The following is a 14,491-nucleotide window of genomic DNA, read 5'->3' as shown; positions in this document are numbered from 1 at the left end:
GAAGAATGAATGCAGAAATGAATGAAGGACTGAATGAAGATTATATGGCAGAACCAGCTGTTTTTGATGATGAGAGCTCTTTTGAGAGTGATCATGAGGTTGAAACGGTTGAGAGCCATGATGTCACGTCTTCAGAACCGGTTGCAGAGCCCGTTGAACAGCCTTCAGAGATTGTTCCTATAGATCAGCAACGTTCAGAAGAACAACTCAAGCAAGCCCGTGAAACACTTGTTAAGTTTTATGAACAGCAACCCCAAGCGCCAATGGCTGAAGATGAAGGAAGCCCCCCAGATCTTAGCCAAGACATTATTGGCTATATGGGATGGATGGGAAAAAAACTTCAAGAGCAGGATGCGTATATTAGAGCGCAGAAGGAAGCGCTAAGACAAGCTGAAGAACAGCAACAGCATGATATGCACCTTAACCAGTTTTTTCACAATTCTGTTGAAACCGTCAAAAAGAAATATAGTGATTTTGATGCCGCGGCAGATTTTCTTTATCAGACGCGTGAACAAGAGTTAAATTCTTGGTCAGGTATTTATCCCGATTACGCCAATAAGAGCACGAGAGATGCGATTATAGGAGATGAATTGCGGACGATAGTAGCGACGTGTGCACAAAGAAATCTCAATCCAGCAGAAGAGCTTTATAAGATAGCACAAAACCGTGGCTATCAGAACCAAACAGTCCAAGCCAATAATCAAGTTGCAGCGCTGCAAAGTAGGCAGAATTCTGCGAGGACTTTAACAGCCTCTGGTGGTGGGGGCAGTGTTGGACCAATGACCAAACAAACTCTTTACGATATGCCAGAGGATGAATTCAACGCGTGGGTATCCATTCCTAAAAATGAAGCGCGTTTTTATGAAATTATGGGTGCAGACCCCGATTAGGGAATAAGTTTTTCAACATAATCCGCCTTTGATGCGGGTTTTACACCGGCTTTAAGCCGGTTTTTTTTACAGCAAAGAAAGGTGAAATCAAAAATGGCAACAACACATATAGGAACCCATGACCCACAATCGGTGAAATTGTGGTCACAAAAATTAAGCAATGAAGTTTTGAAGGCGACGAAAATTGCCCCCTTGATAGGGAAAAGTTCAAACAGCATTATCCAGCTTTACAACGAAACCCATAAGAGTGCAGGGGATAGCGTTACATTTAGTTTGCTTGTGAATTTGTTTGGAGATGGTGTAACGCAAGGTGAAACTCTAGAGGGTAATGAAGAAGCGCTTCAATTTATGAATGATAGGTTGGTCATTAACGAGCTCTTACATGCAGTACGTGTCGCCAATGAGGACTCGATTGACCAACAGAGAATTCTCCCGAATTTACGCAAGAAAGCCAAAGAAGGCTTGGTTCGCTGGTATGCCAATCGTTTAAGCATCATGTTCTTTTTACAGGTGTGTGGTTATACAGCGCGTACGATCAATGTTGATGGTAGAGAAGTCTATATTAAACCAGTTCATTATGGTTTTAATCCGATTATGGCGCCAAGCAGTGAACGTATTATTCGTCCCGATGGTAAAACCAAGGATGAAGAACTCACAGAAAAGGCAAAACATGGCTTTAGCCTTAAATTGATAGATGAAGCGGTAAAACAAGCCAAGCTAGCCAATCCACAAATCTCACCTGTTCATGTTAACGGTGATGATGTATATGTTTTGTATTTGCACCCCACCCAAGTGATGCAATTGCGTACCAATACAGCCGTCGGTGAGTGGTTAGATATCCAAAAATCGGTTTATGCGACGTCACGTGCGAAGAACCCAATCTTTGATGGTTCACTAGGCATGTATAATGGTGTTGTTTTACGTGAGGCAATTCATGTCACCCATGGTGTTAAATCAACAGATTCTACAGCCGTTAAAAGCGTTCGTCGTGCGGTGTTCTTAGGTGCTCAAAGTGCGATTATAGGTTTTGGTAAAAATCATAGTGCAACGCATTACACCCTTAAAGAAGAGTATTTTGATTATGAACGTGAATTTGGTGTTGCAGCCAAGACTTTGATAGGAATGAAGAAAACCCGTTTCCAAATGCCAGGTAGTGCACAGACAGCCCAAGATTTTGGAACGATTGTTATTCCTACCTACAGCGGCGAAGCTGGTTAATAGATGATTAAGAAGGAAAAAAGATATGGCAGATCAATTACCACCTCCATTACAGGGGAGAAATCTTCATACCCAACAAGTAAGCTTTTTGCGATTGAATATTTCGCATAAAGATAAGCATCTTACAGAAAAAATAGGAATTTTACCCCGTGGAGCGGTCATTACTTCGATAAAAGCCTTTGTGAAGACAGCGTTTCCAGAGGCGAAATTGAAGATAGGGAGCACCTATGGGGGGAACGAATACAGTGAGAAAGAGATCAAGACCCAAAGCGTACAGGATTTTACGCCAACAGATCAAAAGGCTTTTGTAGGGGATGATAAGGAGACCACTCTTTATGCAACCCGTGACAAAACGACAGCAGCGGGTGAATGCGTTGTGGTCGTGCAATTCGTAACAAATCACTGAAATTAAGGGGAGAGATTTATCAACTCCCCTTCAATTTATGAAGTAGAAGATTGTACAGAGAGTTGTAAATTAAGGGCAGATAATACAGCGACTAAGGTAGAAAGCTTTGGGTCACCCGTTTTACTTAAGGAACGGTATAATCCACTGCGTTCGCGATTGGTTTCTTTTGCTAAGGCACTCATATTTTGGGCACGAGCAACGATACCAAGAGCATCGGCAATGTGGGCGGCATCACCGGTTTTAAGGGCTTCATTGAGAAAAATTTTCTGTGACTCAATGTCTTTAAGATATTCTTCTGGTTTAAATGGGGTTATTTTCATCACTGTACTCCTCTTTTAATTTTAACGCTTGTTCAATATCTCTTTGCTGCGTTGATTTATCTCCACCGCATAACAAAAGGATAAAATCAGAGCCTTTTTGGGTAAAATAAATTCTGTAACCAGCACCATAGTGGATACGTAATTCCCCTATGCCATGAAAGAATTTAACATCACCGAAAAGTCCTTGTTTTAAGCGTACAACACGTTGAAGAATAATAGCCTTAACGCTTTTATCTTTAAGTTTCTTAAGCCAAGTATCAAATTCTATTGTTTTATGAATGAGTATCATTAGTGTACTATAATACACACGATGTATCATGTCAAGTTCGTTTCAATTTTTATCTTTCATTGAAAGGTATTTTGATGGCACGTCATTATATTCGGGTTAGGACCGGCGGACCGATACCGGCTGGTCAAAATGTTTATCGTCACAGAAAAACGCTTTCACACCTCGTGTCTGTCATTCAAGATGAGATTGATGACACTGGGGATGAGTATATAGCACAAATCCAAGAAAGTATTTTTGCTGCTATTCGTTTTTGTGAGAGAGAAAATTTTTATTTTAATGAAAGCCGTGATGTGGTGTTTACAACACAGGCGGGGAAGGGGGTTTATGACGCAAGCGATACCCGCCATATCGAAAGTGCTGTTAAAATCAAAAGCGTTTATTTGATTTCTGGTCAAGATCATAAGCTTGCATTGGAGTTGAAAGACCATGTTTCTTTAGAGCCTTTGTTGCGATCAGACCAGCAAGGAACGCCGGTTTATTACAGTTATTTTGATAGGAAATTGCATCTTTATCCTACACCGGATAGAGCTTATCAGATTCAACTCCTTCTCTCTCCATTGCGTTTAGCAGAGATAGAGAGTGTCGATGAAGAGCATCCATGGTTTGTGCACGCATTTGATTTGATTAAGGCGCGTGCAAAATATGAGTTGTACAAGAATATTTTAAAAGACCCCGATTGTGCAACGGCAGCTTACAATGACTTTAACGAGCAGTTGTATGAATTGCGTGCAGAGACGTCTCAACGGCATAACGTTAGCAAAATAATTCCAACGGATTTCTAAGATGGTTTTCTTTCCGATAGCCGATTATCGACCAGATGTTGCGGTTGTTAACAGCAGCTTTACGGATACCCTTGTGAATGTTTTACCGGCAGATGGTGGCTACATTCCTATGGCTAGTGCAATGGTTGTTTCTAAGGTTCCTTTGGAAGAAAAGCCTTTAGGTTGTATAGCCTTTAGAAGTGGCAATGGTGTTAAGATTATCGTGGGAGGGAAGCAAAAGCTTTATAGCTATGATAACCAAACGCAGAGTTGGAAAGACATCAGTCAAAGTGGTGTGACTTATCAAGCCCATGAAGAGAACAAGTGGTCATTTGCTTTGTTTGGTGAAACCATTATTGCAGTGAACAAAAATGACAAACCACAGGCATTCAATGTTCGTAGTTCAGAGAGATTTGCAGATTTAGGAGGGGGGCCTCCAAGAGCGGGCTTGGTGAAGGTTTGGGGAGATTTTGTTTGTCTGATGCAACTGACAGATCATCCCAATCGCATTCATTGGTCAGGTTTGAATGATGCAACACATTGGAAGATTCAGGAGAAAGATTGCTACTATACTGATTTCCATGACGGTGAATATGTTCAAGGTGCGACGGAATCGACTAATCCAGTCGTGTTTCTGCGTTCTGCTATTTATGTTGGTTCTTTTACGTTAGGTTCTAAGGTTCCATTTGTTTTCCAAAAGGTCCATGACAAACGCGGTGCACGAAGTGCAGGCTCTATAGCTTGCCATGGTAGTAATGCTTTTTTTGCCGGTGATGGCGGTTTTTATCAAATAAGTAGCGATGGTCAACTTTTGCCGATAGGTTTTGAAAAGGTTGATAGAACAGTTTTTAAAACATTTGATAAGTTTGCTCTTGATGAGATGCAAGGGGTTATAGACCCCGTTGATAACCGGATTTATTGGTCCTTAAAAAGAGGCAATAACGAGCAAACAACTTTTGTTTATGATTGGGGTTTGCAGAAATGGTCGACGATACAGGGAAAGCCTTTCACGTTGTTTCCAGTCTTTACGACAGGTTATACTTTAGAACAATTAGATGAGATCTCAATAAATCTTGAGACCTTGCCGGCTTCTTTAGACAGTCCCCGTTGGCAAAGTGGTGTGCCTATCCTTGGTGGTTTTAATGATCAAAATCATCTTGTTATGTTTGCAGGAACCCCAATGGAGGCAACGGTTGTTTCACAAGAGATGGGAGCACCGGATGGAAGCTTTAGCTTTATCACGAAGATGTTTGCAGAGGTTGATACAACGCAAGGTCTTTTAAGCATTGGAGAAAGAAGGTTGCGTAATCACGATACGCCGATCACATGGCACAAGGAGAGGGAATGTTCTTATGTCACGGGTGCTTATCATGGTCGCTCACGCAATCGTTATCACCGTTTTAAATTACGTATTCCAGAACATGAACCTTGGACGATGATTACGGGTTTTAATGTAGATTTACGCCCTTTAGGCAGGGGATAATGGCAAAAGTTTATTTGAGTACTTCTTGGGATTTGGAGCGCATAGCCCCGTACTTTGAAGAAATACTTGCGTCACTGAGTGCGTATGTAGAGCGTTTTAAACATGAAGTTACGTTGCAAGAATTGATTGAAGCCATTTGCACGGGCAAGAAACAGTTATGGCTTGTTTTGGATGATGATGAGGGCTTTTTAGCGGCTGTTACGACCCAGATACAAAAGACCGTTTTAGGTAAGAAGCGCGCCTTGATTTGTGAATGTAGTGGCAAGGGGGTACTTGATCAAATTGAGAATTTGAAAGTTGTAGAGGATTGGGCGCGTGATAATGGCGCTTTCGAGATAGAGATTTTAGGGCGGTTAGGTTGGAAGCGCACATTAGACAAGCAAGGCTATAGGGTAGAAATGCTTTATTATAAGAAGGAATTGTGACATGGGGAGCAAAACACCAACAACAACAGAACAGAAGCAGGTGCAAACGAGTGCTCCGCCTTCTTGGATGCAGAATGTTTTTAAGCGTGGTGGTGCGGATGCCTATCAAATGTATAACACAGGGGTGGGTGGCAATGTTTATGGCGGTCCTCGTGTTGCACCGTTAAGTGCTCCAACTTACCAAGCCATTGGGGGGCTTGGAAATGTTCCACATCAGTACCAAAGTTATATGAATCATTTGATGAATACGCCAACCTCATCTGCGAATAATCTTGGACGGTTGGCTTCTGGTGGCATGATGGGGGGAAATTCACATTTTAGTCAGGTTCTTCAAGAGGGATTGGATGAGGTAGAAAATAGAGTTAATAGATATTTTTCGGGGATAGGTCGTTACGGAACCCCCGATCACAAAGATGAGTTGCGCAAGGCGAGTGGTTCTGTTTATGCGCGGGCAATGTCTGATCAATACGATAAGGATTGGCAACGCATGATGCAAGCCAATTCGATGATAGACCAATTTAATCAGAACCGCTTAGGCATGGTAGGCAACCTATTCCCCGCTTACAACAACGCTTATACGAATATGTTGCAGGGAAGCGGCATTCTTAATGACTATAATCAACGGCTTGTTGACGCCAACCGCGAACGTTGGCTGGAGCAAGACAATAGCGGTTGGAATAGATTGAACATGTTGATGAATGCTGGTCATGGTTTTGCAAGAAATTACGGAACGACAACAAACAATAATACAACTTCAATGATAGAAGGCAATAACCCTTGGAAGAATTTTGCGGCAGTAGCAAATCTAGCGACAAGTTTTATGGGGATACCTGATATTTCTAAACCTTTTGGTGCATTTTTAGGCAAAAAATTGGGTGTATAGGAGAGGAAGAGATGGAAAAAGGTTCTTGGTTCAATAACATTTCGCGTTTTTTTGTTCCTCCTGATCAAGGTGAACACCCTTTAGTTAGAATGTCTAAAATAGGTGCTGATGGTTTAATACAAAATAGTGCACATCGCCCATCTAATTAATAAGAAACAATAACTGAAGAATAATTAAACAATAGTTTTGTAGGAGAGTGTGATGGCATTTCCATTATTATTTCCATTACTTGCATCAGGTGGGCTGTTATTGAGAGCTTCTCCGCATATTTTTAGGTATCTTGCTCCTAAAGCGGTTACAGGGGCGAACAGATTGGGGCAATTAATAACAAAGAGTCCCGTGGGAAAATTCGCAACAAAGAACCCAAAATTCACTGCATCGATGGTTGGTGGGTCAGCCATTGAAAGTATGATGACACCAGAGGAAGCACATGCCCCCTCCAACCCCTATTTACAAAATATGCAGAATCCACATGGACCATTCATGCCTTATACGGTTCCTAGAGCGGAAATGCCTCTTGGTGTAGGAAATCATCCACCTATTCCAGAGGCACTGGAGGATAATCTACAAGAATTTAAAATTAAAGTTGATGTCCCTCAAGCACAACCATTAGCGCCTGCATCACAAACTTCTCCAGTAGATACTCGAACTGGTTTTGAAAAGTTTGTCGAGTCGGATTTTTATAAAAAGCTTCAAGATCTTTTTGCAGGCATGTCGGCAGCACCGTCCGGTGGTTCTGGATGGGATGCGCTTGCAAGTGGTGTGAAGCGTCTTAATGAAGGTGATAAGCAAAGAGGTAAAGTTAACCAAACCGTCGAATATTTGAAGTCTAAAGGCTACAGCGAAGAAGAAGCGCGGGTTATGGCAAGTAATCCTCAGATGCTTAGTGCATTGTTAACAGGTGGTGATGCCCCTGCGGGCTTTCAATGGTATACCAATCCAGAGACTGGTGAACGTGAGTATAGACCGGTTAAGGGGTCTATGCAGGAACTAGAGTATAATCAGAAGCTACAAGCACAAAAAGAATGGGAGGGTAGAAGGATAAACAATATGTTTTCTACCAAGCAGCAGTTGAGGGCTGGTTTAAATGATCTGAAAGCTGCTTTTGAACTCCTTAAAAAAGGTAGTTCTACAGGGTTTAAGGGGTGGTTTACGAAAAAAATTGGTGGAAGTGATGGGTACAAATTAGACAAATTATTAGAGGGAATTAGAGGAAGTGTTTTAAAGACGGTATTTGAGAACCTAAAATCGATGAGTTCTAGCGGAGCTGTAGGGACGGGTCCTATATCAAATTTTGAAAGTCAGGCGTTATCATCAATGTTTGGTTCTTTGGACGTTGGGCGTAATAAAGAGGGATTGGAGAGGACTTTACAGGTAATTGAAACAGCATTTAATTTTTTCAATAAGCATAATGATCTTGTATTATATAATGCATTAACAGGTCAGGCTTTAGACACGCCCCAAGAAATCTCCGATCAATATTTTGTAGATTCACCGATGTCGCAAGGAGCTCGTGCAAACTTGCCGATTCTAAGTAGCAGAGAAGATATTAAGAAACTTGCTATTGGGCATACGGCACGCGTGCAACACGGCAATGATGTTTTTGAAATTATTAGGAAAAGATAAATGGTTCGTCATAATAAAACTCATGAAGATTTTCCAGATTTTGGTCCTAGTATAGAAGTCATTCGCCGTATTCCTAAGGAGGAGCTTGAAAGGTCGCAACGAGAATCCTTTCCTGATTTTGGTCCTGATATAGAAGTCATTCGTCGTATTCCTAAGGAGGAACTTGAAATATCATCCCCTTCTCCAGAGATCACGCAAGGCGAAGCATTTTGGAACTCTTTAAAACATGGATTGAGTTTTAATTTAGATGACGAAATTGCAGGGATTACAGCGGCAGGACGTGATCATGAAGATGATTATGCTATACCTGCTTTTGTGCGGGGGCTTGGCAGATATTGGTCTGGAGATAAGAAATCTTTAGAGAAGTATGATAAAGCTGTCAAAGAAATACGTGATTATCAACGTAGAGTAAGTGATACACATTATTGGACGTCTTTAGGAGGAAATGTTTTAGGGTCAATAATCCCTTCACTTGCGACTTTAGGAATAGGAGGAGCAGCAAGATTAGGAATTCTTGGGTCAAAATTAGGTCAAGCATTCTCAAAAGCAGGTCCATCTCGTATAGGAGCAGTCGTAAACCCGTTTTTAGGTATCACGAACAAAACAACGTTGCCTCATTTGCTTAAAGTAGGAGCGGCATCTGGTGCATTACATGGAGCGGGAGAGGGTGAAGGATTAGGTAATACACTTACCAGTACGTTAGCTGGTGCTGGTTTAGGAGCGGCAGGGACAGCGGTTGGAAGTGCTTTAGGTCATTTGGCTGGTTCTACTGTCGGTGGAATAGGAAGACTTTTTTCTCCTTCTCATAAGCAAGGCGTTGAAAAAGCAACATTAAGAGCAATCAGTAAACATTTAGGTAGTGAGGCATCTGAGGAGCTAGGAGAATCTTTTAAGAAAGCTGTTCTTACCGATTACGTAGCCGATCATAGCCCGTTTTTACAGGACCTTGTTTTTGATATAGCCCGAAGGAATCAAGGAGCTTATCTTGATTTGACCAAAAGAGCAGAGGCAAGAGCACTGGGAGGAGGAGAGCGTATTCATCAAGCAGCTGATAAATACTTTATTCCTCGTCAAAATGTTACAGGTTTAAAAGGAGATCTTATCGCGAGTAGAGAGGCAGCAGCCCATGATCTTTACGAAATAGCCAAGAAGACCCCGATAGGAAAACACCATTATGGCGCTCTTAATGAATTAATGAAACGCCCTTATTTCAGACAAGCTTATAGAGAGGGGCTACAAGAGTTCACGAGTAAAGGCATAGAAGTTGGTCCATTTTCTTCTGCAAAATTTGATCTCCTTACAGAAAAACCCAACATGGGTGTCCTCCATGAAACGAAGGTTAAACTTGGTATTATGAAAGATGCAGCCGAAAAGATAGGAGATAATAGTAAAGTTCATACCTTAGTTGATATACAGAAAAAATTGTTAGAGATTATGGATGCTGTATCGTCCGAATATAAGAAGGGACGTGGATTATATCATCAATATAGTTCTCATGTAGATGCTATGGATGAAGGTTCCAAAATCCTTAGCAAGGCGCTTAATAAGGATGAATTCAGTAAAATTTTTGATGAACTACCAAAGGGACAACAAGAATATTTTAAAAAGGGTTCAAGGGCAGAACTTTTAGAGGGTATGGGGCAAACAGGAGATAAAGTCTCCAAGGCAAAGGAGATTTTTGATACGGACGATCTGTATGATAGATTTGCAAAGATTTATGGATCAGATCAAGCTGCTGCTGTTAAGAATGTTGTCAAGAGAGAAGCCGATTATGCAGATTTTTACAACGGAATACCAAATCGTATAGCAAATAAAGATATATCTTTTACGCATAATGTCAATGTCCCAACGAGTAAACGTGATGCAGCCTTTCAAGCAGGGAAAGCAGCGTTGAAAGCTTCTTGGATACCTTTTAAAGAAACAGCTTTTAGAGAGCGTCAACGGATTGAAAAGGATGTCGTCAAGTTATTGACAGGTGGCTCAGATATTTCGAATAAGAAAATTGTAGAGCTTATTCAGGGCATGGTTAGAGCGCAAGAGAAGGGATATGCTACGAAAGAATGGGTGAAAAAACTATCTGCTGCTTTGTTTGGGGGTGGAGGGAAAGCCTCCATAGAAGGCTTGAATGTATTGAGTGCATTTGAGTAAGGAAGCATTAAATTATGACCCGTTACAGTCCTTCAGTTGATCAAGCGATACGTCAAGCAGCGGCGCGGTATGGATTGCCGGAAAGCTATTTATACCGTGTTGCGCAAGTTGAGAGTGGTGGTAATCCCAATGCAAGGAATCCGCGCTCTTCTGCGGGTGGTTTGTATCAGTTTATAGACAGCACAGCTAAGCAATATGGCTTACAAGACCGTTTTGACCCCATGCAAGCAGCCGATGCCATGGGGCGGTTGACGCTTGATAATCGCAACCATTTAAGCCGTGTGTTGGGAAGAGCGCCCACAGAGGCAGAATTATATTTAGCGCATCAACAAGGAGCAGGAGGAGCCACGCGTCTTTTGCAAAATCCCCATGCCAATGCAGCGCAATTGGTTGGGAGCAATGTGGTTGGTTTGAATGCAGGCAATAACGCAATGCGTGCAAGTGATTTTGTTAATCGTGTTTTCCAAATGTATGGTGGACAGCCTTACAGAGCAAGTCCTATAGCACGAGGGGGCATTAGCAATAGAGTGAACTTGCTAGAGGTTTTACGGGCGTTATTAGCCTCGCAGGAAGAGCCTTCAGAAGAAGAGCATGAAGAAGATGATAATCCTTTGATGACGCAATTCATGCGGGCATTTTACGGAATTTAAGGGTCAAAATCATGTCAACGATTTATGATTGGTCGCTTAGAGCGGCGGATAACACACGCGCAGATGATTTGATTGATTGGTCAGAAGGGCAGCATCCTAGCCGTGTGAACACGAGCGCGCGTTTTATGATGCAGCGTGTCAAGGAATACTTGTTAGATACGGGTGGAACGCTTGAAGGCATTGTTACGAATGATTATGCCGAACAAACGACATTGATAAGACTTGAAAGCCAAACGGCATTTTTGGAATATAAGAATGGGATTGTTTTATGCTTTATGGCAACGGGTAAGAATATTGGTGCAACCACACTCTCCCTTAATGCCTTAGAGGGCAAGCCGGTTTATAAAGCAACGGAATTCGGGATTGGTGCATTATCGGGCGGGGAAATCCAGCAGGGATGTATTTATACATTGGTCTATCATGGAGATCATTGGTATCTTATGAATCCTACCTCTATTCCTTTGGAAGAAGAAAGCAGCCTTTATCCAACGGGATTTATAGGAACATTTGGGATGCGGGCTATACCAAAAGGTTGGTTGTTGTGCGATGGAAAGGCTTACTCTCGAAATGATTATAGTGAATTGTTTGCGACGATAGGAACGGTTTGGGGTGAAGGAAATAGCGTTACGACCTTTAATGTTCCGGATTTTCGAGGGATGTTTTTACGGGGCTTAGATAGTGGACGGTCTATAGATGCCAATCGTAGATTTGCAAGTGTGCAAACCGATTTAATCGAGTCCCACCAACATCAGGGGCAAAGTCTTTCCTTTCCTCATTTTACCAGCAATGAAGACTTTTGGGATGGGAATACAACAGCTGTTTTGGGGTATCGTATGGGGTTATTTGGAGGGAGCTCTCTGGCGAGTTTTATGGGTATAGAGCGTGAGAATTTAGGAGGTTATATTGCAAGCCCCTATAGCCTTGATGAAGATCAAGAGGTTGACTTGAGAAGCACTGGTGAAGGTGAGACGCGTCCAGTGAATGTTTCTGTTCTGTTTGCGATTAAGACATGAGGTTTTACGATGTCGACGATTTATGATTGGTCTTTAAATGCCTCTGAGAATGCCTATTGTGATGATTTGATTGATTGGTCAAAAGGGCAACGTCCTAGTAGTTTGAACAATAGTGCTCGTGTGATGATGCAGCGCATCAAGGAATATTTATCGGATACGAGTGGTATAATTGAAAATACCTTTACGGTTGATGGGGAACAACAAACAACGTTGATAAGACTTCAAAGTAAATCTCAGTTTTTAAAATATAAGAATGGGTTATCGATTTGTTTTAAAGCGAAGGGCAAGAATGTTGGGTCGACAATGATTGCTTTGAATGCTTTATCCGGCAAGCCCGTCTATAAGGCAACGGACAGCGGTTTATTAGCCTTATCGGGAGGCGAGTTTCAAAAGGGATGCATTTATCACGTGGTTTATAGGGATGAAGGTTGGCATGTTTTGAATCCTACACCTTTCTCTTTACCGAAAGCACCGGTTATACCGGTTTATCCTACCGGTACGATAGGGATTTTTGGGATGCAAGTTTTGCCGTCTGGTTGGTTACTGTGTGATGGTCAGGCTTATTTGCGCAGTGATTATCCAGCTCTTTATGATGCTATAGGTACGAGGTGGGGAGGCAGTGAGAGTTGGACGAAGTTTAATGTTCCCGATTTACGTGGTGTTTTTTTGCGTGGTGTTGATGATGACCGTGAGATAGACCGTTGGCGTTATCTTGGCACATTACAGCATGACGCCATGAGAAAGCATAAGCATGATGGACAAACAGTTACGATTTTGAATGATGCAAATGAGGAAGAGAGTTGGTATGGAGATATGACAATTATCTGGGGGTATGAGCTGAATGAGCAGCAAAGGGAAAAACTCGCTGAACGTTTGGGTGTGAGAGCAGAGAATATCCGTGTGCATCATGGACTAGCTTTTCCCCATTCTCATCTTCACATGCGTGATATTGAGTTGGTCAGTTCAGGTGTCAGTGAGACACGCCCGATTAATATGAGTGTTGTATTCGGGATTAAGACGTGAGGTTTTAGATGTCGACGATATATGATTGGTCTTTAACGGCATCTGAGAATGGTAGTGCAGATAGCTTGATTAATTGGTCAGAAGGACAGCATCCAAACACAGTCAATAACAGCGCGCGTTTTATGATGCAGCGTGTCAAGGAATACTTGTTAGACACGGGTGGAACGCTTGAAGGGATTGTTATGGTTGATGATACACAAAAGACCAGTGCGATACGTCTTTTAAGCCAATCTCAGTTTTTAGAGTATAAGAATGGGCTATCGATTTGTTTTAAAGCGAAGGGTAAGAATGTTGGGTCGACAACGGTTTCTTTGAATGCTTTATCCGGCAAGCCCGTCTATAAGGCAACGGACAGTGGTTTATTAGCTTTATCGGGAGGAGAAATCCAAGAGGGTTGTCTTTATAGGCTTGTGTATGATGAAGAGATAACCGGTTGGCAAATTCTCAATCCAACAAGGGAGAAAGCTTCTTCTTTAAAACGTCTACCGTCTGGTCTGATAGGTCCTTTTGCGATGGAACGCTTACCGGAAGGTTGGTTACCTTGTGACGGGGGGGCATATTTGAGAAGAACGTATAGAGCATTATTTGACGCGATAGGAACGACGTGGGGTGAAGGAGATGGCGTTTCGACATTTAATGTTCCGGATTTTCGAGGGATGTTTTTACGAGGACTGGATTATGAACGTGGTCTAGATCTTTGGCGTTCTTTTGCAAGTGTTCAAGCGTGTTCTTTGAAAGCGCATGAACATTTAATAGGTCCGGCATCTTCGGTTGAGCATTCTTCACGAAAGAAACGGGATGTTTCTTCTTCTGAAGATTCTTTGACAAGGCGAAGGAGAGACTGTACTGGCTTGCAGGTTAGCGCTGTTGAATGTGAGAAAATAATAGAGAGCTTCATGAAAGAAGAGGTTCCCTTTTGGTTTACCGAAAAGGATAAGCCGCCCCGCTTGCCTTGGTTTATCCGGAGTCCGTTTGCGAACATTTTATATTATTCGATGCCTATCAAAGAGGGTATCAATGACAGGGGGCATCATGAACATCACCTCATGACAGAGAGGGTTGGTGGTGTTGAAACGCGCCCCGTTAATGTGAGTATAATTTATGGGATAAAGACATGAGGAGATAAAATGTTATCAAAACCATTTGCAATATCAGAGCTTAACGACCCGTCTCAAGTACGGGTTGTTTTTTATTCAGGGGGCGCTTTTGTGCATGCGCCGCTTAATAGCGTTTTTGATTTATTGAAATCATCATTGAAGACAGAGATTGATGGTTCACTGAAAGATTTAGAGAAACGTTTAGAGAGCTTAAGTGAAGAGATTGAAGAATTGAAAGAGTGTTTATTGTAGGCATGAT

The 14,491-nt window shown here is 42.0% G+C and carries 17 protein-coding genes; 15 read left to right on the top strand and 2 right to left on the bottom strand.

Annotated elements, in window-relative coordinates; genetic code table 11:
• Window positions 1-5 precede the first annotated feature (5 nt).
• The 3 genes from D1092_RS04570 (at window position 6) to D1092_RS04560 (ending at window position 2,514) form a co-directional block, all read left to right on the top strand.
• Entirely contained in the window at window positions 6-890 is an 885-nt protein-coding gene (locus D1092_RS04570; RefSeq protein WP_120122377.1) for a hypothetical protein, read from the top strand.
• A gap of 93 nt (window positions 891-983) precedes the next feature.
• Window positions 984-2,108 (top strand): N4-gp56 family major capsid protein, encoded by a 1,125-nt coding sequence (locus D1092_RS04565; RefSeq protein WP_120122376.1) that lies wholly within the window; start codon window positions 984-986, stop codon window positions 2,106-2,108.
• 25 nt (window positions 2,109-2,133) lie between these two features.
• Window positions 2,134-2,514 (top strand): hypothetical protein, encoded by a 381-nt coding sequence (locus tag D1092_RS04560; RefSeq protein ID WP_120122375.1) that lies wholly within the window; start codon window positions 2,134-2,136, stop codon window positions 2,512-2,514.
• 35 nt (window positions 2,515-2,549) lie between these two features.
• On the opposite strand, the gene D1092_RS04555 is transcribed toward D1092_RS04560, so the two are convergent.
• The gene (locus tag D1092_RS04555) at window positions 2,550-2,834 is read right to left on the bottom strand and encodes an addiction module antidote protein (protein ID WP_120122374.1); all 285 of its coding nucleotides are present in this window, start codon (window positions 2,832-2,834) and stop codon (window positions 2,550-2,552) included.
• The gene (locus D1092_RS04550) at window positions 2,815-3,123 is read right to left on the bottom strand and encodes a type II toxin-antitoxin system RelE/ParE family toxin (RefSeq protein WP_120122373.1); all 309 of its coding nucleotides are present in this window, start codon (window positions 3,121-3,123) and stop codon (window positions 2,815-2,817) included. Before D1092_RS04550 ends, D1092_RS04555 begins: the two co-directional genes overlap by 20 nt.
• Window positions 3,124-3,197: 74 nt before the next feature.
• Here D1092_RS04550 and D1092_RS04545 point away from each other — a divergent pair, with 74 nt between their 5' ends.
• The 12 genes from D1092_RS04545 to D1092_RS04495 are packed head-to-tail and all read left to right on the top strand — an operon-like array spanning window position 3,198 to window position 14,484.
• Complete coding sequence (locus D1092_RS04545) at window positions 3,198-3,905, top strand: phage adaptor protein (RefSeq protein ID WP_120122787.1); 708 nt, start codon at window positions 3,198-3,200, stop codon at window positions 3,903-3,905.
• 1 nt (window position 3,906) lies between these two features.
• Entirely contained in the window at window positions 3,907-5,367 is a 1,461-nt protein-coding gene (locus D1092_RS04540) for a hypothetical protein (RefSeq protein WP_120122372.1), read from the top strand.
• Entirely contained in the window at window positions 5,367-5,792 is a 426-nt protein-coding gene (locus tag D1092_RS04535; protein ID WP_120122371.1) for a hypothetical protein, read from the top strand. The genes D1092_RS04540 and D1092_RS04535 overlap by 1 nt, the downstream gene beginning before the upstream one ends.
• A gap of 1 nt (window position 5,793) precedes the next feature.
• On the top strand, window positions 5,794-6,675 hold the full coding sequence (locus tag D1092_RS04530; protein ID WP_120122370.1) for a hypothetical protein: 882 nt from the start codon (window positions 5,794-5,796) through the stop codon (window positions 6,673-6,675).
• A gap of 11 nt (window positions 6,676-6,686) precedes the next feature.
• A complete protein-coding gene (locus D1092_RS09470) occupies window positions 6,687-6,824 on the top strand; it encodes a hypothetical protein (protein ID WP_167309298.1) in 138 nt (45 codons plus the stop codon).
• A gap of 52 nt (window positions 6,825-6,876) precedes the next feature.
• Window positions 6,877-8,301: a hypothetical protein gene (locus tag D1092_RS04525; RefSeq protein WP_120122369.1), complete on the top strand. Its 1,425-nt coding sequence runs from the start codon at window positions 6,877-6,879 to the stop codon at window positions 8,299-8,301.
• Complete coding sequence (locus D1092_RS04520) at window positions 8,302-10,449, top strand: hypothetical protein (RefSeq protein ID WP_241436962.1); 2,148 nt, start codon at window positions 8,302-8,304, stop codon at window positions 10,447-10,449.
• 14 nt (window positions 10,450-10,463) lie between these two features.
• Window positions 10,464-11,099 (top strand): transglycosylase SLT domain-containing protein, encoded by a 636-nt coding sequence (locus tag D1092_RS04515; protein ID WP_120122368.1) that lies wholly within the window; start codon window positions 10,464-10,466, stop codon window positions 11,097-11,099.
• 11 nt (window positions 11,100-11,110) lie between these two features.
• Window positions 11,111-12,112: a phage tail protein gene (locus D1092_RS04510; protein WP_120122367.1), complete on the top strand. Its 1,002-nt coding sequence runs from the start codon at window positions 11,111-11,113 to the stop codon at window positions 12,110-12,112.
• Between the two features lie 9 nt (window positions 12,113-12,121).
• Window positions 12,122-13,135, top strand: a complete 1,014-nt coding sequence (locus tag D1092_RS04505; protein WP_120122366.1) for a phage tail protein — start codon at window positions 12,122-12,124, stop codon at window positions 13,133-13,135.
• 8 nt (window positions 13,136-13,143) lie between these two features.
• Window positions 13,144-14,253: a phage tail protein gene (locus D1092_RS04500; protein WP_120122365.1), complete on the top strand. Its 1,110-nt coding sequence runs from the start codon at window positions 13,144-13,146 to the stop codon at window positions 14,251-14,253.
• Between the two features lie 9 nt (window positions 14,254-14,262).
• Entirely contained in the window at window positions 14,263-14,484 is a 222-nt protein-coding gene (locus D1092_RS04495; protein WP_120122364.1) for a hypothetical protein, read from the top strand.
• Window positions 14,485-14,491: the final 7 nt, after the last annotated feature.

Origin of the sequence: Bartonella krasnovii, from assembly GCF_003606345.3 — a bacterium.
Classification (GTDB): Bacteria; Pseudomonadota; Alphaproteobacteria; order Rhizobiales; family Rhizobiaceae; genus Bartonella; species Bartonella krasnovii.
Note: the sequence above shows the minus strand (reverse complement) of the source record. Positions and strands in the feature narration are given on the sequence as shown.

Excerpts from the sequence above, each read along its gene's own strand:
- D1092_RS04570 (WP_120122377.1), top strand. The coding sequence starts at position 6 with ATGAATGCAGAAATGAATGAAGGACTGAATGAAGATTATATGGCAGAA.
- D1092_RS04565 (WP_120122376.1), top strand. The coding sequence starts at position 984 with ATGGCAACAACACATATAGGAACCCATGACCCACAATCGGTGAAATTG.
- D1092_RS04560 (WP_120122375.1), top strand. The coding sequence starts at position 2,134 with ATGGCAGATCAATTACCACCTCCATTACAGGGGAGAAATCTTCATACC.
- D1092_RS04555 (WP_120122374.1), bottom strand. The coding sequence starts at position 2,834 with ATGAAAATAACCCCATTTAAACCAGAAGAATATCTTAAAGACATTGAG.
- D1092_RS04550 (WP_120122373.1), bottom strand. The coding sequence starts at position 3,123 with ATGATACTCATTCATAAAACAATAGAATTTGATACTTGGCTTAAGAAA.
- D1092_RS04545 (WP_120122787.1), top strand. The coding sequence starts at position 3,198 with ATGGCACGTCATTATATTCGGGTTAGGACCGGCGGACCGATACCGGCT.
- D1092_RS04540 (WP_120122372.1), top strand. The coding sequence starts at position 3,907 with ATGGTTTTCTTTCCGATAGCCGATTATCGACCAGATGTTGCGGTTGTT.
- D1092_RS04535 (WP_120122371.1), top strand. The coding sequence starts at position 5,367 with ATGGCAAAAGTTTATTTGAGTACTTCTTGGGATTTGGAGCGCATAGCC.
- D1092_RS04530 (WP_120122370.1), top strand. The coding sequence starts at position 5,794 with ATGGGGAGCAAAACACCAACAACAACAGAACAGAAGCAGGTGCAAACG.
- D1092_RS09470 (WP_167309298.1), top strand. The coding sequence starts at position 6,687 with ATGGAAAAAGGTTCTTGGTTCAATAACATTTCGCGTTTTTTTGTTCCT.
- D1092_RS04525 (WP_120122369.1), top strand. The coding sequence starts at position 6,877 with ATGGCATTTCCATTATTATTTCCATTACTTGCATCAGGTGGGCTGTTA.
- D1092_RS04520 (WP_241436962.1), top strand. The coding sequence starts at position 8,302 with ATGGTTCGTCATAATAAAACTCATGAAGATTTTCCAGATTTTGGTCCT.
- D1092_RS04515 (WP_120122368.1), top strand. The coding sequence starts at position 10,464 with ATGACCCGTTACAGTCCTTCAGTTGATCAAGCGATACGTCAAGCAGCG.
- D1092_RS04510 (WP_120122367.1), top strand. The coding sequence starts at position 11,111 with ATGTCAACGATTTATGATTGGTCGCTTAGAGCGGCGGATAACACACGC.
- D1092_RS04505 (WP_120122366.1), top strand. The coding sequence starts at position 12,122 with ATGTCGACGATTTATGATTGGTCTTTAAATGCCTCTGAGAATGCCTAT.
- D1092_RS04500 (WP_120122365.1), top strand. The coding sequence starts at position 13,144 with ATGTCGACGATATATGATTGGTCTTTAACGGCATCTGAGAATGGTAGT.
- D1092_RS04495 (WP_120122364.1), top strand. The coding sequence starts at position 14,263 with ATGTTATCAAAACCATTTGCAATATCAGAGCTTAACGACCCGTCTCAA.